Annotated in this window: 17 protein-coding genes and 2 pseudogenes; 7 read left to right on the top strand and 12 right to left on the bottom strand. The window is 60.5% G+C overall.

Annotated elements, in window-relative coordinates; genetic code table 11:
- Nucleotides 1–5: 5 nt before the first annotated feature.
- The gene (gene zds / locus DXY10_RS06950; RefSeq protein ID WP_115017795.1) at nucleotides 6–1478 is read right to left on the bottom strand and encodes a 9,9'-di-cis-zeta-carotene desaturase; all 1473 of its coding nucleotides are present in this window, start codon (nucleotides 1476–1478) and stop codon (nucleotides 6–8) included.
- Between the two features lie 93 nt (nucleotides 1479–1571).
- Here zds and DXY10_RS06945 point away from each other — a divergent pair, with 93 nt between their 5' ends.
- The 4 genes from DXY10_RS06945 to DXY10_RS06930 all read left to right on the top strand — a co-directional run bounded on the left by DXY10_RS06945 (nucleotide 1572) and on the right by DXY10_RS06930 (nucleotide 3942).
- Nucleotides 1572–1979 (top strand): iron-sulfur cluster assembly accessory protein, encoded by a 408-nt coding sequence (locus tag DXY10_RS06945; RefSeq protein WP_115017714.1) that lies wholly within the window; start codon nucleotides 1572–1574, stop codon nucleotides 1977–1979.
- Nucleotides 1980–2064: 85 nt separating this feature from the next.
- Complete coding sequence (locus DXY10_RS06940) at nucleotides 2065–2448, top strand: hypothetical protein (RefSeq protein WP_115017781.1); 384 nt, start codon at nucleotides 2065–2067, stop codon at nucleotides 2446–2448.
- 1 nt (nucleotide 2449) lies between these two features.
- Nucleotides 2450–3670 carry a lipid-A-disaccharide synthase-related protein gene (locus DXY10_RS06935; protein WP_115017711.1) on the top strand — a complete coding sequence of 407 codons (1221 nt, stop codon included), beginning with the start codon at nucleotides 2450–2452 and terminating at the stop codon, nucleotides 3668–3670.
- Nucleotides 3667–3942 carry a hypothetical protein gene (locus DXY10_RS06930; RefSeq protein WP_115017709.1) on the top strand — a complete coding sequence of 92 codons (276 nt, stop codon included), beginning with the start codon at nucleotides 3667–3669 and terminating at the stop codon, nucleotides 3940–3942. The genes DXY10_RS06935 and DXY10_RS06930 overlap by 4 nt, the downstream gene beginning before the upstream one ends.
- Here DXY10_RS06930 and DXY10_RS06925 read toward each other — a convergent pair.
- Together DXY10_RS06925 and DXY10_RS06920 are read right to left on the bottom strand one after the other, a co-directional pair.
- Nucleotides 3878–4819: a TIGR01777 family oxidoreductase gene (locus DXY10_RS06925; RefSeq protein WP_115017706.1), complete on the bottom strand. Its 942-nt coding sequence runs from the start codon at nucleotides 4817–4819 to the stop codon at nucleotides 3878–3880. The genes DXY10_RS06930 and DXY10_RS06925 overlap by 65 nt on opposite strands.
- Nucleotides 4820–4849: 30 nt before the next feature.
- Nucleotides 4850–6103: a cation:proton antiporter gene (locus DXY10_RS06920; RefSeq protein ID WP_115017703.1), complete on the bottom strand. Its 1254-nt coding sequence runs from the start codon at nucleotides 6101–6103 to the stop codon at nucleotides 4850–4852.
- Between the two features lie 59 nt (nucleotides 6104–6162).
- Between DXY10_RS06920 and DXY10_RS06915 the strand changes: the two genes are divergently transcribed.
- The gene (locus DXY10_RS06915; RefSeq protein WP_115017701.1) at nucleotides 6163–6417 is read left to right on the top strand and encodes an NAD(P)H-quinone oxidoreductase subunit O; all 255 of its coding nucleotides are present in this window, start codon (nucleotides 6163–6165) and stop codon (nucleotides 6415–6417) included.
- Here the strand turns inward: DXY10_RS06915 and DXY10_RS06910 are convergent.
- The 7 genes from DXY10_RS06910 to DXY10_RS14555 all read right to left on the bottom strand — a co-directional run bounded on the left by DXY10_RS06910 (nucleotide 6396) and on the right by DXY10_RS14555 (nucleotide 16642).
- Complete coding sequence (locus tag DXY10_RS06910; protein WP_115017699.1) at nucleotides 6396–8498, bottom strand: phospholipid carrier-dependent glycosyltransferase; 2103 nt, start codon at nucleotides 8496–8498, stop codon at nucleotides 6396–6398. The two genes, DXY10_RS06915 and DXY10_RS06910, sit on opposite strands and share 22 nt — an antisense overlap.
- Entirely contained in the window at nucleotides 8498–9214 is a 717-nt protein-coding gene (locus tag DXY10_RS06905; RefSeq protein WP_244281997.1) for a J domain-containing protein, read from the bottom strand. The genes DXY10_RS06910 and DXY10_RS06905 overlap by 1 nt, the downstream gene beginning before the upstream one ends.
- Nucleotides 9211–10179 carry a cysteine synthase A gene (cysK, locus tag DXY10_RS06900; RefSeq protein ID WP_115017775.1) on the bottom strand — a complete coding sequence of 323 codons (969 nt, stop codon included), beginning with the start codon at nucleotides 10177–10179 and terminating at the stop codon, nucleotides 9211–9213. Before cysK ends, DXY10_RS06905 begins: the two co-directional genes overlap by 4 nt.
- A 63-nt stretch (nucleotides 10180–10242) precedes the next feature.
- On the bottom strand, nucleotides 10243–12141 hold the full coding sequence (locus tag DXY10_RS06895) for an iron uptake porin (RefSeq protein ID WP_115017697.1): 1899 nt from the start codon (nucleotides 12139–12141) through the stop codon (nucleotides 10243–10245).
- Between the two features lie 148 nt (nucleotides 12142–12289).
- On the bottom strand, nucleotides 12290–14071 hold the full coding sequence (locus DXY10_RS06890) for an iron uptake porin (protein WP_115017695.1): 1782 nt from the start codon (nucleotides 14069–14071) through the stop codon (nucleotides 12290–12292).
- A 256-nt stretch (nucleotides 14072–14327) separates the two neighbouring features.
- Nucleotides 14328–16265: an iron uptake porin gene (locus DXY10_RS06885; protein WP_115017691.1), complete on the bottom strand. Its 1938-nt coding sequence runs from the start codon at nucleotides 16263–16265 to the stop codon at nucleotides 14328–14330.
- Nucleotides 16266–16483: 218 nt separating this feature from the next.
- A complete protein-coding gene (locus DXY10_RS14555) occupies nucleotides 16484–16642 on the bottom strand; it encodes a hypothetical protein (RefSeq protein WP_170953834.1) in 159 nt (52 codons plus the stop codon).
- A 19-nt stretch (nucleotides 16643–16661) separates the two neighbouring features.
- Here DXY10_RS14555 and DXY10_RS06880 point away from each other — a divergent pair, with 19 nt between their 5' ends.
- Both DXY10_RS06880 and DXY10_RS06875 read left to right on the top strand, forming a co-directional pair.
- Nucleotides 16662–18221, top strand: a complete 1560-nt coding sequence (locus DXY10_RS06880) for an ArnT family glycosyltransferase (protein WP_371411130.1) — start codon at nucleotides 16662–16664, stop codon at nucleotides 18219–18221.
- On the top strand, nucleotides 18218–19672 hold the full coding sequence (locus DXY10_RS06875) for a DUF2079 domain-containing protein (protein WP_170955732.1): 1455 nt from the start codon (nucleotides 18218–18220) through the stop codon (nucleotides 19670–19672). The genes DXY10_RS06880 and DXY10_RS06875 overlap by 4 nt, the downstream gene beginning before the upstream one ends.
- Here the strand turns inward: DXY10_RS06875 and DXY10_RS06870 are convergent.
- A pseudogene (locus DXY10_RS06870) lies at nucleotides 19671–21149 on the bottom strand (DUF2079 domain-containing protein); the annotation flags it as partial. The gene DXY10_RS06875 and the pseudogene DXY10_RS06870 overlap by 2 nt on opposite strands.
- 176 nt (nucleotides 21150–21325) lie before the next feature.
- Nucleotides 21326–21396 (bottom strand): annotated as a pseudogene (locus DXY10_RS15130) (photosystem II protein D2); the annotation flags it as partial.

Genomic DNA, 21396 nt, shown 5'->3' with positions numbered 1-21396 from the left:
TTCAGTTAGGCAACTGCGGCATTGGTGGCCAAACGGGCCGATCGGCCCAGGATGGCAGCGGCAGCAAGATGCCCGCTCATCGTGGCGCCCTCCATCGAGTCGATGTAGTCCTGACGGGTATAGCTACCCGCCAGGAAGAAATTGCCGATCGGAGTGCTCTGATCGGGTCGGAACGGCTCCATCCCTGGAGCTTCGCGATAAAGAGACTGAGCCAGTTTCACCACGTTGCTCCACACCAAAGTGAGACCTTTGGCGGAGGGGAAGAGTTCACGAACCTGGGCATCGGTGTGGGCAACGATCGCGTCGACCGACTTGGGGATCCAGGGGTCTCCGGGGGTGAGAACACACTGCAGCAGTGAACCCAGTTCAGGCTTGCGGTAGTCCTCAGGGCTCGCCAGTGCCAAATCAGCGAAGCAGCTGAAATCAGCATCAGCGGTGTAGAGCAAGTTATTCAGACCTGCGGGAGTCGTGAGATCGCGGCGACGTTTGTCCTCCTGCGCACCATCCCCGAGTTCCGTCACCCAACCGTCGTAACGGAGCTGAACCGTGGCCACCGGGACACCCTCCAAGTTGTGAATGGCATCGAATTGGGGGAAGCGGCGCCAGGCCTTCGGCAGCAGCTTCTGAATACCCGGCACATCACAGGCAGCTAGGTAGGCATCAGCCTGGACCTGCCGCTCACCTTCGGGGGTGCCAAGGATCAGTCCGGTGACTTCAGGGGTGTCTGCCTCGGTGAACTGAACCTCTTTCACCCGGTGGCGCAAATGAAGCCTGCCGCCACGGGCCTGGATGTAATCCAAGATCGGAGCCGTGAGCCAGCGATGGGGAGAGCCCTTAAGCAGATTGAGCTTGGAGGCTTCGGTCTTGGCCGCAAACATCATGAAGATGGTGAGCATGCAGCGAGCCGAGATCGCTTCACAATCAATGAAACCAAGGGCATAGGCGATCGGATTCCACATGCGACGGATGCTCTCCAGACTGCCGCCGTGGCCCACGAACCAATCCTGGAAGCTGACTGAATCAAGCGCCCGGATCGTGCGCATCGCGCCCTCGTAATCCACCAGACCCCGAACGATAGGGCTTGTGCCCAGGGCCAAGGCATTGCGCAGTTTGTCGATCCAGGTGAGCTGGGGAGTCGTAAAAAATGCCTTCAGACCATTGAAGGGTGCTCCGAGAGCGAAGCGAAAATCGAGCTCGCGGAGGTCTCCGCCGCGGTTGCAAAAGAGGTGGGTGTGGTCCTTCGGCAGCAGGTTTTGGATAGCCCCTACCTTCCGCATCAGAGCAAAAAGGTTGGCGTAGTTAAAGAAAAAAACGTGCAAGCCCATCTCGATGTGATTGCCGTCGTCGTCCTCCCAACTGCCAACCTTGCCGCCCATAAATGGCCTGGCTTCGTACAAATCCACCTGATGGCCAGCATCCACAAGATCAACAGCAGCCGACAATCCGGCCAGACCCGCACCCACGATCGCGACCCGCACCGGCTGCATCCGCCAACAACGAACCGACTCTATGAATTCGGCAGCCATGAACGAGCCTCCATACAGTACGGAGACCGGACTGATCCCACCTCCATGACCACATCCGTCCCTCCTGCTGGCTCCGCGGAGACCATCGCCCATACCGCCAAGGACGGCAAAGGCATCCAAATCACCGATCCCGCCATGCAGCAGCTGGCCAAGCTCTGCAACGAACAGGGCCAAAACCAGGTACTGCGGGTCGGCGTGCGCTCAGGTGGCTGCAGCGGCATGAGTTACACGATGGATTTCGTGCCCAGTTCCGAGATCGAGGAAGGGGATGAGGTGTACGACTACAACGCCCCAGATGGTGCGGCCTTTCAAGTGGTGTGTGACCCCAAGAGCCTCCTCTACATCTACGGAATGCAGCTGGACTTCAGCACAGCACTGATCGGCGGCGGCTTCAACTTCACCAACCCCAACGCCAGCCAGACCTGCGGCTGCGGCAGTTCCTTCGCAGTCTGAACCGGCTGCATGGGAATCTGATGGCACTGCAAACGCCAGCGGAACGGTGACCGAAGCGAACGAGGAAAGCCTGTTTGAACAGGCAATGGCCCGCTATCAAGACGGTGCTCCAGCCACTGAAGTACTTGAGGACTTCATCACCATCACCAATGCCGCCCCACGCCAATCGGCAGGGTGGACTTGCCTGGCCTGGCTGCAACTGCTCTGCGATCAGCCAGAAGAAGCGCTTCGATCGGCCCGTCTGGCCGTGAAACTGAATGGTCAGGACCCCCAGGCCCGCATCAATCTCAGCCTGGCGATGCTGGAAACGAAGGCCAAGGGCGTGCGCGATCATGTGCAGGTGGTGCAGCAAATCCTGGCCGTAGCGCCGGAAGTGAGCCAAGAATTGCAGGCATCCATCGCCGACGGCCTCGGTCGCAAACCGGGCTGGCCAGCACTGATCAAAGTGAAAAACTGGCTGGAGCTCTGAGGTGGCGCGGCTGCTGCTGCTGAGCAACGGTCACGGAGAAGACCTCTCCGGTGCGTTGCTTGGCCGAGCACTACAACGCTGCGGACACCAGGTGGATGCCCTGCCTCTTGTTGGCGGAGGCCACCCCTATCGGGATGCAGGCATCCCCTTAATGGCGAACACACGTGAATTCAGCACCGGTGGCCTGGGCTACACCAGCCTGCGGGGCCGCCTCACCGAACTGATCCAAGGTCAGGTACTGCATCTGCTCCAGTCGTGGCTGCAACTGATCCGCATCCGCCGCCGCTATGCCCTCGTGGTGGTCATTGGCGATGTGATTCCGGTGATGGCGGCATGGCTCAGCGGCCGTCCAGTGGCCACCTATCTGGTGGCCTATTCCAGCCACTATGAGGGCCGCCTGAATCTGCCCTGGCCCTGCGGCAACTGCCTGAGCAGCACGCGCTTCTTGGCTGTCTACAGCCGCGATCTGCTCAGCGCCGAAGACCTCAGCCTCCAACTCGGCCGGCCAGTGCACTTTCTTGGCAATCCTTTCATGGATCCGGTGCTGGCTCCGGCAGCACCACGACCGCCTCGGCGGTACCGGCTCGCTCTGCTTCCCGGAAGCCGACGGCCTGAACTTGAGCAGAACCTGCTGCTGCTCCTTCAGGTCATCCAGCGACTGCCTGCACACCTGTTCAGCAATCAGGAACTTGCAGTGGACCTAGCCCTGATCCGAAGCCTCGACGATGCAGCGCTTCAGGCTCTGATCGCACCGCATGCCTGGCAAATTCACAGATCTGACCATCAAGTCGCACTCGTCAAAGGAGCTTTGCGAGTCGAGGTGCAACGCGGCGCTTTCGCCTCCGTGCTGCAAAACGCCAACCTGGTGATCTCGATGGCAGGAACAGCCGCCGAACAGGCCGTGGGGCTTGCTAAACCGGTGCTTCAGGTCGCAGGCAAAGGCCCACAATTCACCGCCAACTTCGCTGAAGCGCAGCGGAGATTGCTTGGTCCCACCGTGTTCTGTGCAGAGGGAGACAGCGGACAGCCGGCCACTCTGGATGCCACGGCCAAGCTGGCACTGGAGCTGCTGGAAGGCAGTGAACTGGACAAAGCGCTGCAGCGACGATGTCGTCAGCAAGCTGAAGAACGGCTCGGCAGCATGGGGGGAGCCGACCGTATGGCCTCCGCCATCACCGACCTGCTCCCTCCCAGTCAGCCCTCCCTCTCCACCAACCCATGAGTTCCGCCGCAGACCAACCTCTCTGGAAACTCTGGCTGGACAGGCTTCTGGTGCTCGATGTGTTCGTGGTGCTTGCGGGGGCAGGCTGGTTCGGCATTGCAGTGGTAGCCAGCAGCCAGGGCATCGAAGCGCCGATGCGCACCTTCCAGCAGCTCTGGGATCCACTGTTCACCCCCGCGATCGGGCTCTTAATCGCTGCAGCACTGATCAACGGGATCGCGTCGTGGTGGCAGCGGCGAGGGCCTCAGACAGATCGGGGTAACGGAAGCTGAAACCCAGCTGAGGTAGACGCTCTGATCGGACCTGCTGACCATCCAGGACGACGCGAGCACCATCGCCAAGCAGCAGATGCAACACCGGCCCAGGCACGGGCAGCAGGCTTGGTCGTCCCAAGCAGCGGCCCAGGGTGGAGGCGAAAGTGGCCATGCTCACAGGCTCAGGTGCGACGCCATTGACCACGCCTGACCAACGGCTGTCGGTGAGAGCGTGCAGGATGAGCTGACAAAGATCGCTGCGATGAATCCAGCTCATCCACTGCCGTCCTGAACCGATCGGACCGCCGAAACCGGCGCGGAACACCGGCAGCATCTTGCCCAGGGCTCCACCCTCTGGGGCAAGCACAATGCCGATCCGCACCACCACCAGACGGGTGGAATCAGGCCGGCCGTTGGCGGCGGTCTCCCAATCGCGGCAGAGGGTGCCAAGCACATCATCCCCAGCAGGGCTGGATTCAACAAAGGTGGCCTCTGCACTGGTGCCGTAAAAACCCACTGCAGAGGCATTCACCAGCACCGCTGGCGGCTGCTCCAGCCGCTGCATCGCCGCCACCAGATGACTGGTTGTAGCAAGACGACTGGTGTTCAGAAGTTGTCGATGAGCCTCCGTCCAGCGCTGTTCAGCAATGGGCTCCCCAGCCAGATTGACAACACCATCAGCATTCTCCAACGCCTGCTGCAGCCCACCACCCTGAGCCCAGTTCGAGGCCTGCGCTGGGTCGAGCTGAAGCCAGTCGTGGCCAAGATCAGTGGCCCAGGCCACGGCCGCACGGGGACGGCGGCTCACCACAGTGAGCTGGTGGCCCTCCTGCGAAAGGATGGGGACCAATTCGCGCCCAACCAAACCGGTGCAGCCGAGCAGCAGCAGACGCATGAGGAAGGGGGCGGACGGAAAGGGGCCAGGTTAAGGGGGAGAAGTGGTGTCGGTGACTGCGGCACTGCTCTCGATTGGCAGTGTGAGATTGAGGCGCCTTGCGAGGGGAACCAAGCCAAAGCCTTGAATCAACAACCCGTAGAGCACCACCGCCAGCGCTAGGGGAGGCATCTGCACTCCCCATGAGACGCCCGACGCCCAGGCATCGATCGCCAAGGCAATCGGTACGGCACCGCGCAATCCTGCGGAGGCGACGAACAAACGCTGTTCGGGCGAAAACTCCGTACGCAGCAGCAAAACCTGCACGATCAAGTAGCGCACCAGCTGCATGATCAGGAACAGCAGCAAACCCCAACCGGCTGCATGCACCACATTCTGAGGATCTACCACCAAGCCCATGCAAAGGAACAGCAGCAGCTCCGCCATTTTCGCGAAGCTGGCATGGGCTTTCTCCAGCACGACCTGATCCAGGCTGGGGCCATTGCCTAACACCAAACCAGCGACATAGGCAGCCAACAGGGCACTACCCCCCAGCAAGGTCGTGCCGCCTGTGAGCACAAGCAACAAAGCCAGACTCACCACCGGCAGCATGGTGCTGTGGCTCAGGCTGAGCCGACTGCCGAGCAGCTGCACGGTGAGGCTGCCGCCGACGAAGCCCAACATCGTGCCCAACAGAAACTGGCGCACCACCGTGATCACCAGTTCCCCTGGCGTAAAACCACCGCCGCCTGCTAGGGCCAAAGCGAGTCCGGCCAGCACCACAGCCATCGGGTCGTTGAAGCCCGATTCGATCTCGATCAGATCGAGCAGGGGTTTGGGCAGGCGGCCCTCCAGGGGACGGAGCAACGCCAGCACTGCCGAGGCATCAGTGCTGCCAACCATTGCCCCGACAAAGAGAGCTTGAGGTAGCAGGGTCATCCAGACGCTCTGGCCTTCGGCAAGACCAAAACCAAGCAGCACCGCCGCGATCATCAGCGACGTGAACACCACGCCGAGAGTGGCCAGACGAGCTGCCGGGCGGATCACCCGACGAACCTCGGCCCAGTTGGTGGTCAGCCCCCCAAAGAAGAGCACAAGCACCAAAGCAGCCTGGGTGATCTGCTTGGCATGGTCCAACGAGAGCAAGGTGGTCGCGCCATCCAGCTTGTTATCAATCAACAAGCCCAGAAGCAGCACCATCAGCACGCCAGGCATGCGGATCCGTTCGGCCAGATCGTCGAGCAGCACCGCCAGCAACAACAATCCACCGAAGGCAAGCAGGTAAATGGCGAGTTGGTGGGTCAAGCCGTCGGCCTAGGGCAGATGGGTTGGTTCTAGCCTGACTGTCTGATCACCTTCTCTTGATGGCCGAAACCGATACTGCGGCGCCAGCCAAAGCCAAACCCGTTGCTCTCAAGAAAGGGGGTCTGGTTCGCGTCAAGCGTGAGGCCTACAGCGGCAGCATCGAGGCAGGAGCCAGCGACCCAACGCCGCCGGCTTACATCTTTGAAGGACCAGGCGAGATCCTCGTTGTCAAGGGCGATTACGCCCAGGTGCGCTGGCGCCGTCCAGTGCCAGACGTGTGGTTGAAACTGGCTCAGCTTGAGGCCTTCGCCTGAAGTTGCTTTTCCACGGTCTGCACAGCCTGGGGGATCGACTGCCATGCCGAAGGCAGGCGCCAAATCGCCCCCGCCAGCACGGCGCTGAGATCATCGAGAGCGACCAGTAGAGGTTGATCGCCATGCCGGCGGCGAGCTTCAGACGTGATCAAGGCGGCCTGCCAGGGATTCCAACCCGCCAGCGTCACCACGGCCCGGTAGGCACTGGGCCAAGAGCTGGCGGGCAAGGCCTGCTCCAAGAGCGCGAATTGGGCTGAGGCCTCAACGGGTCGATTGGCGAGCACCGCCAGCAAAGCCAGACTCCAACGGGCCTCCAGATCGTTCGCATCAAGGGCAAGCCTGTGCAAGGCCTGGCGGCGCACCCGGTCTCGGTAGAGGAAATGGCCGTCAAGCATGTGTTCGATGGCCACGGCATTGAACAAGGGCTCGAAGCCTTCTGGCCCAGCTGCCAGACCAGCCGCGAGACCCGGGAAACGACGGGCGAATCCTGGAGCTGCCGCTTGATCAACGCGGCGGCGCCAGAGCGAATAGCTGTCGCCGCCAGGGCGAGGGAACTGCTGCACGAGCGCAAACACACCGCTGTCTCGCACCGCACGATCCAGCTTGAGCGCACTGTTGCGCACGGAGCCCTGATCCCCTTCCGCAAGCAGTACCCACTGAGCATGGTCAAGCACGGGCTGCAGATCACGGCGACTGCTCCCCAACTGACGCCCCACCAGCTGACCGCCCTGGCGACGGCCGTAATAACTGACGTTGTGCTGATTGAGATCAGCTGTACTCGGGACCACGATCAGGGTGGTGGGCTCTGCCCCAGGGTTGGCACCACCGGCCCTGCGCACAATCGCCTCCAACGGCCCCCTCATCCGTTCGTTCAGACGCGCCATCTGGGCTGCTACACCAGCTTGGGCACTGGCAACCAAACCCAACAACAACAGCCCCGAAGCCAACCAGGGGGACCGGCGCGGCCAGCGCTGCTCCAGCCACAACCCCCACTGCCACCAGCCCCGTGCCAGCACCAACAGCAGCGGCGGCAGCAACGGAGCGATGTAACGGTCGTCTTTATTGGGACTCAGGCCTGTGAACACCCAACCGACGACCAGACTGATCAGCAGCCAACGCCAGGCCAAGGGATCATCCTGGCCAACCGTCATCCACCGGTCTGCGGGATGTCGGCGCCCCTTCCAGTGCAACCAGAACCAGAGCAGCAAGCCCGCCAGACCGACAGCAAGCATCACCACCCCCAACTGAACGGGCAGCAACCGGGGGTACCAAAGCCAGCCCTGCAACGACCAAGGTCCTGGATCTCCCTCCCGCGCGGCCGATTCAAGGACAGCCCGATTGGTCCCACCCAGGGTGGTGATCCAGTTGTGGTGCAGCCAAGGGAAGAGACCGATCAGGATCAGACCAGCACCAACCAACAGCTGCAAGCGGCGGCCATGACCACGGCATAGGGCCTGGACAGCCACCCAGGCCAGCACGGGTAGCAGCACCAGCAGAGCACTCTGCTTCACCAGCAAGGCCAACAAACAAGCCAGGGCAGCAAGCAAAGCCTGGATCCAGCTCCCACCGGTCTTGGGATTCCACCAACAGCCCAGCCGCCAGAGGGCCAGAGTCACCATTGCCGTCAGTGGCAGCTCGAGCACATAGTCACTGCGCAACTCAAGCAGGGCTGGTGCGAGTGCCACCAGTCCTGCTGCAAGCAGAGCAAAGCCCCGCGCCACGGCACGGGGGCGCCGTAGCTCCAGGGCCCAGGCCGTCACCGCCAGCAACAACACCCCGTGCCAGAAGCTGAGACTCCAGGCCGCCTGCACCGGGGAATCACCCGCCACAGCCATCACTGTGCCGTTGACGAGCGACGCCAACGGCGGAATCTTGGGGGAGAGATCCAGCAGTGCCGCCCACCCCTGCCAGCCGCCACCGGGCAGCAGCCCCAAGGCACGGCCATGGTCGAGAGCGCTGTTGAGATAATCGGCCTGATCCCAGGCAGGGATACCGTCAAACCAAATCCACCACACCCGATCTGCGGCAGTCGCCAGCAGCCAGAGCAGACACAGGAAGCACCGGAACGGCCAGACACCCATCAAGTGATCTCCAAACGACGACGTTCCTGCTGCAGGCGGTGACGACGTTGCTTGGCCTCTCGCAGCATCTCGCGGCCGTCGTGGAGGTAGTTATCCACATAACCCATCGTGTATCGCTCAAGCTCGGTAATCGCATCCTCAACTTGAGAGAGGCAGTGGTAGAGGCTCAAACCAAAACCGCGAACGGATTCCGGTACCGGCATGGACTGATAGAGCGTCTTGACCCTCTCCAGCTTCTGCTGACTCGTTTCGATGTAGGTACAGAAAGCCTCCATCAGCGTGTCGTCATAGGGATCTGCCGACAGTGCCCGCAACTGATCCGGGAAGGGATTGATCACCTGTGACAGCTGGCGATCGATCGGGGCATACACCCGCTGCAACCACTGCACAATTGCATCATCGGCAGCAGCCCCCTGACCACTAGCCGCACGGGCAGCACGGCTGGCTCTGGCATTGCGAGCCCCTCGGCGACGGGCCTCCTCGCATCCGTGCAGACGGTCACGCTCGAACTTACGACGGCGCTCGGCATCCCCCAGCACTTCCCAAGCGGCATTAAGCTCCAGGATGCGTTCGCTATCGCCACCTGCATCGGGGTGATGCTGCTTGACCAGACGGCGATAGGCGGCCTTGATCTCAGCTTGACTCGCCTGGCTCGACACCTCGAGTACCGCATAGGGATCCCCACGCCCCAACTCCTGTGATCCGGTTCGACTCACAGGTGACCGTCCCGCCTCGGCGGCAACGGCGCCGCTGAACTGAACATCGGTGTTGAGAGATAGCGTTCCCCAAAACTGGCCAGGATCACAACAATCCGGCGTCCCTCCAACTCCGGACGTTGGCCAATCTTCAGGGCAGCGGCAATGGCGGCGCCACTACTCACTCCACTGAGCAGACCCTCCTCACGGGCGAGCCTTCGGCCCATCACCATGGCCTCCTCATCGCTGATCGCCATCACCTCATCAATCAACTCCCTCTCCAAGACTGGGGGCACAAAGCCGGCACCGATGCCCTGAATGCGATGAGGCCCCGGGGAATGGCCACTGAGCACCGCACTGCCAGCGGGCTCGACTGCCACCACCTTGAGAGCGGGATAACGCGCCTTCAGAAACCGACCACAGCCGGTGATGGTGCCACCGGTACCAACTCCCGCCACCAGCACATCGAGATTCCCATCGGTATCGGCCCAGATTTCCTCTGCGGTGGTTCGCTCGTGAATCGCCGGATTGGCAGCATTACAAAACTGCTGGAGCAGATAGGCGCCTGGGATCTCCTCAACCAGCTCCCGAGCCAAATCGATCGCCCCTTGAATCCCCTCAGCTCCGGGCGTGAGTTGCAGCTCAGCGCCATAAGCCCGCAACATCGCCCTGCGTTCCGTGCTCATCGTGTCGGGCATGGTGAGAATCAAGCGATACCCACGCGCCGCAGCCACCATGGCCAAAGCAATACCGGTGTTACCGCTCGTGGGCTCCACCAGCACCGTGCGGCCAGGCGTGATCGTGCCTTCTTCCTCGGCGGCCTGAACCATCGCCCCTGCAATCCGATCTTTCACCGAGGCCGTGGGGTTGAAGCTCTCTAACTTGGCAACAACTTCAGCCCCACAGCCACTGGCTGCCGGCAGACGGTTGAGCCGCACCAGCGGAGTGCGACCCACCAGGGCCGTGATATCGGCTGCGATCACCATGCCGTTATCCAACCAGACCAGACCCCTAGTCCGCGGGGATGGATGACCTGCTTTGTAGGAATGTCAGAAGCGGAAGCTGGTTTTGAGCAGACCTCCAAACTGATTGAGGCTCACCCCCTGGCTGAGCGTTCCCAATGGCCGACTGAGATAGAAGAGAGCTGGAGTGATCGCAATGGAATCCGTGACCTGAAATTGATACCACCACTCCCAGGCGTACTGACCATCGCGAACAAGCCTGCGTTCACTAGCCGATGCATCGTTAAAACCACGCACGACATCGAGATCACTCGACCGCTGGCCAGATAGATCTAGGGCAGTAACAAAACCTCGCTGGCCCACCGCCATCCCAGCGTTGTTGCCCTGAAGGAAGACATCCCACCACTCCAAACCAATGGACCAGGACTGAGTGGTAGCGGATTCAAACTCATACCCCATCAGCGTGGCGTTAGCACCGCCTGAAGTCGTGTTCACACCCCAGCCCACAGACACCGACGGCACCCAGCCCGATTCTTCTGGCTCCCAGTAGCCACTGAGGCCGACGGACTGGGTATTACCCAAAAGGCCCACGGTGGTGGCCAGAGGGGTGGCCGTGCCCTCATAGAGATTGCCCAGATGCTGGGAACTGAAGTTGTAGGCAGCAGCCAGACCCCACGCTTCCCCGCTGTCATCCACGGTGCTGTAGCCGATTTGCACGGTGCCGGTTGATGCCGAGCAAGCAGTCGCGATACCTCCAGCAGTGGTGCAATCCCCTACTGTGCGCTCGCTGCTATTGGCAGGATCTGGAATCAGAGTGGGAGAAGAATTGGCGTTGCCACCATTCGCAGAAACATAGTTGGCGCTAATACTGAACCCGCCTGACTTCCACCACAAACCTCCACCGACTCCGAGATTGCTGTTGTAAGCGCCAGGCGCACCAGCGTAAGTAAAGAAATCGAGGATCGCCTCGCTCGGATAGGCACTCGGCCACAGGGCCAACATGTCGTCCTGTTCGACCCTGCCACCGACCGTGAAAGTGAAACCATCACCAACAGGAAATTGATAGAAAAGACGATCAATCTTGACAGCATTCGCAAGCTTTCCCTCCTCAAAAGCGACCTCCAAACTGGAGGGCGTCCGATACGAGGGACTATCAAGTGCCCAAGCGAAAGGGGAACCGATTCCCGACTCAGCAGAAAAGCCAAATGCACTACTCTGAAAGTCTGCAGAACGCAGTCGAACCCGTAGCAGATCCTTACCCGTAAAACTTGTATTGACATCAACCTGCAGGTCGTAATTAAACACACCAGCCCCCAGGCTGGCATTAACAAGATCAGCACTATTGCGCCTGCGCGTGCTCTCAGTCTCATCATCCTCATTGAGCAGCGGGAAGCTGTTATGACGCCAGGTTTTTGGCATCCACTCCACTGGATAACCACCGAGCAACGCATCATCGCCCAGCACCTGAACGTTGCGAGCATTGCCACTAAACCTATTCGCACCGATCACGAAGGTGGTCGTACCTCTCAGCTTGGTGGTGGTGGAGAACTGAGTGGCTTCCAGTTCGCCAACGCGGGCTTCCAAACCGTCAACGCGGCCCTTGAGGATGGCGAGTTCAGGCTCGAACTCTTTCATCAGGCGCTTCAGCTCGTCGGTCACTTCAGTGATCCGGTCGAGGCAAGCATTCAGCAGTGCGGCCGCTTCAAAGCGGGTCATCGCACGGTTACCGCGGTAGGTGCCGTTCGGGTAGCCGGCGACGCAGCCGTAGCGCTCGATCAGGTTCGACAGAGCCTGGTAGGCCCAGTCAGTCGGAACCACATCCGAGAATTGGGTGATGCTGGTGACCTGCTCGCCAGAAGCGGCGTAGCCAGACACACCGTTGATGTTCAGGTCGCTGGCGTTTGCAGCCTGGCCCGCATCCACAGCCACAGGAGCCAGAAGGCCCAGGGCTGCAGGTGCAACTAGCCATTGAAGTAAGAGTCGCATTGAGATCCTGATCGTGCCCAGAAGCTATCTGGACAGCGAACTTTTACAAGCACCTTGCAACAGAAAGGCCCTCACAAAGGAGGGCCAGGAGAGGAGACCATGCCAGGAAGGATCCCGCAAGTTGCGGGATCCCACTTGTACTCTCAGATCAGAACTTAAAGGTGGTCTGAACCAAACCACCAAACACATTGAACTGACCGTCATAGCCACTGCCATTCTTCACCAGATTGTTGGTGTACTGACCCATAGGGCGGGACAGATAGAACACAGATGGCGTGATGGCGATGTTATCGGTCACCTTGAAGTTGTAGTACCACTCGAGCACATAATTGCCATCGAAAGGCGTGTCGTTGCAGGTGCCGGCTTTCTCGGAGGCGTTGGAACAGTCCTTCAAATTAGTAGCGAAGGTAGGCTGACCAAAGGCAAAGCCCATGTCGTTGCCTTGAAGGAAGACATCTTCCCATTTGAGACCTGCGAACCAACTCTGGGAAGTTGTCACGGAACCTTCAGCTTTGTTATCCGAGCTGACATCGTTCAGACCCCAACCAAGGGAGATTGAAGGAATCCAACCTGCTTCATCAGGCTGCCAGTAGGCATTCAGAGCATAGCTATTAGAGCCACTACCAGTCCGCCTGAGCACATCGATGGTTCCATCTTCACGGTCTTTGCTGAGTTTGACGTATTCGCACTCATTGTTGTAACCGTCAGTCTTGGCAAATTCGGTGCCATTCTTATAGCCAGCACCGCTATTGCACTGACCATAGCGATAACCAAAGGCGAGGCCCCACTGAGGGCCGGCGTAACCAAGCTGAGCGATGAAACTGGCTTCAGAATTGTCGGTCATAAAACCGCCTTCCATAGCATTGGACTTGTTGCCATTGCCATCGTCGGCTACGTAGTTCACCGAAACGCTGAAGGCGTTATCACCCTTCTTCACCTTCTGCTTCCAGTAGGCCGCGATCAGCTGACCAGTTTCCTTGTTGTAGACACCACTAGTGCCAGCCAAGGCAGTCCAGTTAAGGATCTTGGCGCCACCTTTGTTATACACAGAGGGCCAAAGAGCCAGCGACTCGGTATTACGGGCGAGGGCACCGGCAATCACGGTGAACTCTTTGCCCACGGGGAACTTGTAGAACAAACGGTCGAGCACCACGGCATTGCTAACCGTGTTGTTCACACCAGAATCGGTCGCGATATCGAGAGCCGTCAGGTTGACGCCAGCTCCAGAGAAAGCATTCCCTTTTTTGAGGAAGTTGCCGGCACGCAGACGTGCACGCAGCTTGTCTTTACCGGTGAAGCTGGTGTCAAAGACGAGGCGCTGGTCGTAGTTAAAGGTGAACGCCCCGAAATTGCGGTTGTAGGCGTTGGCACCGCCCTTCGTTCCTTTCTTATCGAAGGCGTTGGTATCGCGGAGATCACCTCGGTAAAACTTGTAGCCGTTACTGCCGCCAGCGGTGGTGGCGCCCATCACGAAGGTGGTCTTGCCTTTCAGCTTGGTGGTGGTGGAGAACTGCGTGGCTTCCAGTTCGCCCACACGGGCTTCCAAACCGTCAACGCGGCCCTTGAGGATGGCGAGTTCACGCTCGAACTCCTTCATCAGGCGCTTCAGTTCGTCGGTCACTTCAGTGATCCGGTCGAGGCAAGCATTCAGTAGTGCGGCCGCTTCAAAGCGGGTCATCGCACGGTTGCCGCGGTAGGTGCCGTTCGGGTAGCCGGCGACGCAGCCGTAGCGCTCGATCAGGTTCGACAGAGCCTGATAGGCCCAGTCAGTCGGATAAACATCCGAGAACTGGGTGATGCTGGTGACCTGCTCGCCGGAAGCGACGTAATCAGACACACCGTTGATGTTCAGGTCGCTGGCGTTTGCAGCCAAAGGAGCCAAAAGGCCCAAGGCAGCAGGAGCCACCAGCAGTTGCTGGAAAAGTTTCATTGGATTCCTCACACCAAAATTGAGGGTAATTAAAGGCACAAAGCCTTCGAGCAAAAGTTACCGACTGACCAAAGCAAGAGGGGTCGCCGGCCACACCTGGCGAAGGTATCGCAGGCGACATTCAAAAAAGACCTGGTGTGCACTGCTGCTTTGCCATAAAAAAAGCGCGGGCAAAAACCCACGCTTAATGATTGGTCAGTGAGGAGAAAATGAAGAACTTCGCAAAAGCGAAGCCCTTCAGATCACACGTTCAAGATCAGAACTTGAAGGTGGTCTTGAGCAGACCGCCGAACTGGTTGAACTGGACGCCCTGGGTCGCAGAACCGAGAGGACGGCTCATGTAGAAGAGGGCGGGGGTCACAGAGATGTTGTCGGTGACCTGGAACATGTACCACCATTCCCAGGCGTACTGACCGTCGCGGACCAGGCGTTCTTCGGCCTTGGCGGACTTGCCGTAGCCCAAGTCGTACTTGTTGCCAGACAGGTCGAGAGCGGTGACGAAGCCCTTCTGACCAACAGCCATACCAGCGCTGTTGCCCTTGAGGAACACATCAGTCCACTGCAGACCAAGAGACCAGGACTGAGTGGTGGCGGAGTTCAAGTCGTAACCAAACAGGTTGGTGAACTTGTTGCTCTTGCTCCAGCTGCCGCCGTTCGTCTGGACGCGGTAGGAGCTTGCATCACCACCGCTGGTGGAGTTGAGGCCCCAACCTGCGGAGATCGAAGGCATCCAGCCGGAATCTTCGGGGCTCCAGTAGGCACTCAAACCAACAGAGTTGGTGTTACCCAGTTGTCCGATCTGCGTCGCCAGAGGCGTTGCAGTACCAGGGTTCATGTTGCCAGCGTTCTCGCTGCTGTAGTTGTAAGCAGCCGCGATGCCCCACTGATCGTCGGTGTAGGCAATCTGAACAGTACCGGTGCCTGAGGCACAGTCGGTCATCATGCCACCCGAACCTTCGCAACTCCGGTTTTTGGAGAAGATGGCGTAGGTGTCGGTGCCGTTGTTGTAGAGGGAGTAGTCCTCGTTGTAACCGTCATTCACCTTGGAAACGTTGCCGTTGCCGGAGACGTAGTTGGCACTGATGCTGAAGCCGTCGTTCTCCCAGGAGATACCAGCACCTGAACCGAGGTTCAGGTTGTAAGTACCAGGCGCACCGGCGTAGGTGAAGAAGTCGAGGACGGTGGCAGCGGGGTAAGCGCTGGGCCAAACGGCCAGCATGTCGTCCTGACGGACCACACCACCAGCGGTGACGGTGAAGTTGCTACCCAGGGGGAACTGATAGAAGAGTCGGTTGATCTTCACAGCGTTGGTGACGGTGCCCTCTTCGAAGGCAGTCTCCATGCCAGACATGGTGGAGTACTGACCACCCAAGAAGCTGTTGATGCCGGTGGAAGCGCTGAAACCAAAGGCGCTGTTCTGGAAGTTGCCAGCACGCAGACGCACTTTCAGCAGATCCTTACCAGTGAAGCTGGTGAGCAGATCGAGGCGCTGGTCGTAGTTGAACGTGAGGGCTCCCAGGTACTGATTGGCCTCGTCGGCCATCTTGGGACCCTTGTAACGAGACTTGGAGCCTTCGTAGTAGAAGGGATTCGGAACGTACTTCGTATCACCGTTGATGCCGGTGACTTCGTATTCCTCGTCGTTGATGTAGTTGAACTTGTCGCCGAGGAAGAGGTTGCGGCCGAACTGCTCACGCTCATAGGCGTCGCCACCGAAGCTGTTGGCGCCGATCACGAAGGTGGTCGTACCTTTCAGCTTGGTGGTGGTGGAGAACTGAGTGGCTTCCAGTTCGCCAACGCGAGCTTCCAGACCGTCAACGCGGCCCTTGAGGATGGCGAGTTCACGCTCGAACTCCTTCATCAGGCGCTTCAGTTCGTCGGTCACTTCAGTGATCCGGTCGAGGCAAGCATTCAGTAGTGCGGCCGCTTCAAAGCGGGTCATCGCACGGTTGCCGCGGTAGGTGCCGTTCGGGTAGCCGGCGACGCAGCCGTAGCGCTCGATCAGGTTCGACAGAGCCTGGTAGGCCCAGTCAGTCGGAACCACATCCGAGAATTGGGTGATGCTGGTGACCTGCTCGCCAGAAGCGGCGTAGTCAGACACACCGTTGATGTTCAGGTCGCTGGCGTTTGCAGCCACGGGAGCCAGAAGGCCCAGGGCAGCAGGTGCAACCAGCAGTTGCTGGAAAAGTTTCATTGAATTCCTCACACAGGAAGGCGCAAAATGCGCCACATCAAAACTGGCCCATGAACAAGACATAACCAACATCGGATGTGCCAGCTGACACAACGGCCGGTATCGCCTGATACACAATCTGGCGGCCTGCCCAGGGCGCAAAACCGCCAAAACGATGCCCCCGCCCGGAAACCGGACGGGGGCTCTCGCCGGGTCCGCTCTGGCGCGGAACCGATTGATCAGTCAGAGGACTGTGCCGTCAGCCGGCGTTCTCCGCGATCAGCAGACCCTGAATTAAAGAACTGGAACTCATGGACACCTCCTCCTGGATGGGATTGTTGAGCGCCGGCGATGCCTTCGACGACAACCAGGCCGAGAACGGCCGAGGATGCCTTCACATCACTGCGATCAGGACCTTTGAACCTTAACGGACTCACAAGGCCTGCGCTGCTGTGGCTTCTCACCCTGGTGCTGTGGTTGCCAGGCCTCGGCAATCTGCCCCTACGGGACTGGGATGAAGGCAGGGTGACAAGCGTCGCCCGCTCCACGATCGGCCGGATTGACCCGACCCATCCCAGTTTTGATTGGCTCCTCGCCTGGAAATGGAACGAGGCCTACCTGAACAAGCCTCCAGGACTGCATTGGCTCATCGGTACCTCCACCCGACTTCTGGGTGAACACGAGTGGGCGGCTCGACTGCTGCCCTGCCTCATCGCCAGCCTGGCGGTGCCGCTGCTGATCCTGCTGCGGCGGCAGCTGGGGGGAGCGCAATGCGAACGACGAGCAATACTGGCCGGCCTGATCCTGATGACCCTGCTACCGATGGCGCGCCACGGCCGGCTGGCGATGCTCGACGGCAGCTTGGTGAGCTGCTCACTGCTGCTGTGGACCGGCTGGCTCAGCAGTCGCCAGACCCCCTGGCATGGCCTACTGGCTGGCCTCGGAGCAACGGGGGTGCTGATGCTGAAGCCTCCCGCTGTGCTGGGCTTTCTGCTGATCACCGCGGCCATCAGCGTCTGGGATCGTCGCAACAGCACCTGGAAACCCCGTGCCCTGGCCTGGCTAGGAAGCGGCATCCTCCCGGGCCTGGCCTGGCACCTTTGGCACGGCCATCAACGCGGCACGGATGCTTTGTTGATGTGGGGCGGCCAGGGACTCAGCCGTGTAGCGGGCGTTGTTGGCGACAGCACCGGGGCCTGGGTGATGCCCATCACGGAAGTGCTTGAAGGCGGCTGGCCCTGGTTACTCCTCTTGCCCTTGGGCCTCCGCTGGGCCTGGAGTGAGCGCCAGCAAAGCAGTGGCCATTGGGAACTGGGGCTGCTGCTGGGCAGTTGCGCTCTGGTCTTGCCGCTCCGCAGCCAGCTGCCCTGGTACAGCCATCTGCTCTGGCCAGCCCTCGCCTTGCTCTGCGCCGAAGGACTGCATCAGCTCCTGAGCACGGGCCGCCCCCTCTGGGTGGGGCGAATCTGGGCCCTCTTGGGGGCGGCCCTCCTGCTAACGGGCATGACCCTGCTGCTGATTGGTCAGCAGCAGGGTCTGCCTCGCCTCGCACTGATCTGCGCCGGGCTGGGCCTGCTGGCAGGCGGGCTGCAACTGATCCAACCAACCCACCAGCAACGACGCTGGGGCCTGATCAGCCTGCTGATCGGCTGGGGCCTGGCCCTGCTATGCCTCTGGCAGAGCCAGCTCTGGCTCTGGGAACTCAACGAAAGCTGGGACCCCCGCCCAATCGCGAGTGAAATTCGACAACTGCCAGCCGAGGCCGTTGTGATCCTGCGCGGACCCACCCGCCCATCCCTTGGCTGGTACGCAGGCCGTGAACTCCTAGCCAATGATGCTGAAAGCAAGAACGAACACTGGGTGGTGAGCCGTCAACCACTCGAGCGCTGCAAACCGATCGCTTCCGAGCTCAAATCAGGAGCGAAATCGTGGCAGCTTTGGCACTGCCCAGCAGGGCTGGATGCACCGATCCCATGACCAGCACCAGCCGCCCTGGGCCTCTGGCTCCACCTCGCCATCTCTGGCTAATCAGCCTGCTGCTGGCACTGATTGGCTGGGGATGCTCTGCAGCCCGCCACGCCCTGCTTCAGAGCAATGCCTACGACCTCGGGTTGTTCGATCAATGGGCCTGGCTACTGAGCCAGGGCCTAGCGCCAATCTCCTCGATGGAGGAGGTTCACCTGCTTGCCGACCATGGCGCCTGGGTCTTCTACCTGACCGGTGGCCTGTATGCGATGACTCCATCCGTGCACTGGCTGCTGGCATCCCAAGCCCTTGCCCTCAGCCTGACGGCGATCCCGATCTGGATGCTGGCGGCCCAGGCCCGACTACCCCGACGCCTCTGCTGGCTGGCCTGCCTGCTGTGGTGGCTGCAACCGGTGGTGTTTAACAGCAACCTATTTGATTTCCACCCTGAGGTATGGGTGATGCCGGCCTTCGCCCTCATCCTCTGGGCAGAACGGGCCAAGAGAGCGTGGCTCTGGCTCACGCTGCTGCTGATCCTGCTTGGCTGCCGTGACGGCTTGGTGCTGATCACGATCGGTCTGGCACTGGAGCTGGCCTGCCAACGGCGCTGGCGATGGAGCGCCAGCGCAGCCCTGGTCTCGGCAGGCTGGCTGCTGATGCTCAGTCGTTGGCTCTATCCCTGGCTACGGGGGGGTGAAGGGCCCAAGGCGGCTGGCCGCATGTTCGGCCATCTCAACGGGGGACTGGACCAGATCCTCACCAGCATCGACTGGAGTGGAGGCCTCAGCTATCTCGTGCTGCTCGCACTGCCCTGTGGCCTGCTCTGGCGCCGCCGCTCTCTGCCGGTGCTGGTGATTGCGCTGCCACTCGTGTTGGTGAATCTGCTATCGGCATCCCCCAGCTACCGCACCCTCATTCATCACTACAGCCTGCCTCTGGCTGTAGTGGCCGTCACGGCAGCGATTGACGGCCTGGCAGAAGCTGCCGAGCACCGGCACAGATTGGGAGGGCGCCGCCGCGCACTGGTGCTGGGCTGGGCACTGCTGTGCTGGCTGAGCCTGGCGAAACCATGGTTTTTTGCCGGGCCCTACCTGCAGCGGTGGAGCCTGCGCGTGGATTCCAGCGCTGCCATCGGTCAAATTCGAACGAACGCAAACGTCCTTACCACCAGCTATCTGGCACCTCACCTCAGCACACGTGAGCGGATCGCTTTCCCAAAAAAGAGTTTCAACGAGGCCTTAGGCGAAAGCAACTGGGACACGCTCCTCCTCAATCCCAGCGACCCCGGCTGGGGCTCATCTGCCAAGGTGCAACGCCGCTTGATCAATCAAGCGCATCACAATGGTTGGCACTGCCAGAGCTGGGATTCAGGCCTGGAGCTGTGCCGCTCACCCGCTGCAACACCACCGCTCCCCCCTGGCAATGGATCAGCGCATAGTCGCCGCGGCGCACCAACTGATTGAGACGATCACGGATCGATGCCTGCTGGCGTCGTTCCCGCTTGAACACTGGAGCCAAGGGGGTGTAGTAGCCGGGGAACGCCACGACATACTCCACCGATCGCTCCATCCCATCACGACCACGGAACGCCACATGCTTGGGGAAGCGGATCAACTCCTGCCGCTGCGCCAACAAGGGCAGTAATGGGGTGTCGGCCGAAACGCTTGCATCAGGCGGCACGTGATCCACAGCAGCCCAGGCCGCCTCGCGCCTGGCGAGCATCCTCTGAGGCGGCACATGCACCCAAGGCGAAAAGCTGTCGGGAATCAACGCCGAGAGAGAGCGGTGTGGGTTCCCCACCAGGGTGAGCACCAAACCCAAGGCCAGAGCTCCTGTCCAAACGGGCCGCAACCATCGCCGTTCCCACACCTGAGGATGGGCCTGCCACCAGAGCACAGCACCGAGGTAGAGACCAGGCACCAGAGCAAGCACATAGCGCAAGGTCACCGCCAGAGCGGTGCGACCCTGCGAGACCAGAGCAATCAGAAGAGGCACCAGCACCAACAGGCCAGCATCAATTGAGAGCAGCGGCACAAATAGCAGCGGCAGGGTGAGGGCCAGAACGAATCCAACCGTGGCCCCGGGGGGTGACACCAGAGCCTGCAGCAGGGCAAGCGGCCGGCCGAGCATGGTGAGAACCACAGCCAGGGTGCCTTGAGAAGGGTCCTCAACGAGGTGGCCGAATTTCTCCGCCAGGAAGCGATCGGCCAAGGAAGAATCAACGGCCGGCTGAATCCAGTTGGTGACGAGCAAGACCCACCCGAAGGACAGCAGCATCAGGGCAACACCCCACCACCGCACATCTGGCCGTCGCACCAGAGCCCAGAGGCCCAAGGAAAACAGAACCAAACCGCTGTCTTCCCGCACCAGCAGCAGGAGCAACCCACAGAGGAGCACCTGCCAGCCGCGGCGCTCCAGCAGACCTTCCACCAGCCAAAAGCCAAGCAGAGGCAACCAAATCAGATCGTGAAAGTTCTCAAGCGCAGGGCCGATCACGGCTCCGCTGAGAAAGTAGGCAGCCGTGATTTGCACAGCCAAAGGCCGAGGCAACCGCACTGCTGCAATGCGCCAGAGCACGAGACCTGCAGCGGTGAGGACCGTGACCTGCACAAGGGGCAAGGCCCAACGCCCCAAGAGGGCCACCACAGGGGCCACCGCCAACGTCAGCACATTGGCGTGCTGACCCAGATGCAGATAATCCACAAAGGGGAGAGCATTGCCAATCGCCACAGCCCCGGAGAGCACCGAAGACAAACTGCTCTCAAAGGGCCGACCCTGGGCAGTTGACCAAAGCTCCTGCAGAAACAGAGCCTGGTCGTAGGTGGCACTCAGGCTTTCCAGACGCCAAATCTGGATCAACAGGGAGAGCAACCAGAAGCCGCCAGCGAGCAACAGCACAGACCGAGGCCAAACCAGCGACCTGGCAGCAAACGAGCGCATCAGTAAGCCCTGCGGTGACAGCATTCCAAACAAGGTTGCGAGAAGGCCACGAACGCCCAAGAGAGGCCAACAAACTGAGCGCCAACGTGCCCTGAACACCACGAGCGCACAAAAAATGGGGTGCCGAGTGGCACCCCATTGTGTTCAGGGATGGATCTGCGATCCAGACCAAACCATCAGAGAGCGTTACCGCGGGGCAGAACCTCTTCAGGGAAGACGAAGTTTTCGTGCGGCTGGTCAGCCGGTG

The sequence above is a fragment of the Synechococcus sp. UW140 genome (genome assembly GCF_900474295.1).
In the GTDB taxonomy this organism is placed as follows: domain Bacteria; phylum Cyanobacteriota; class Cyanobacteriia; order PCC-6307; family Cyanobiaceae; genus Synechococcus_C.
Note: the sequence above shows the minus strand (reverse complement) of the source record. Positions and strands in the feature narration are given on the sequence as shown.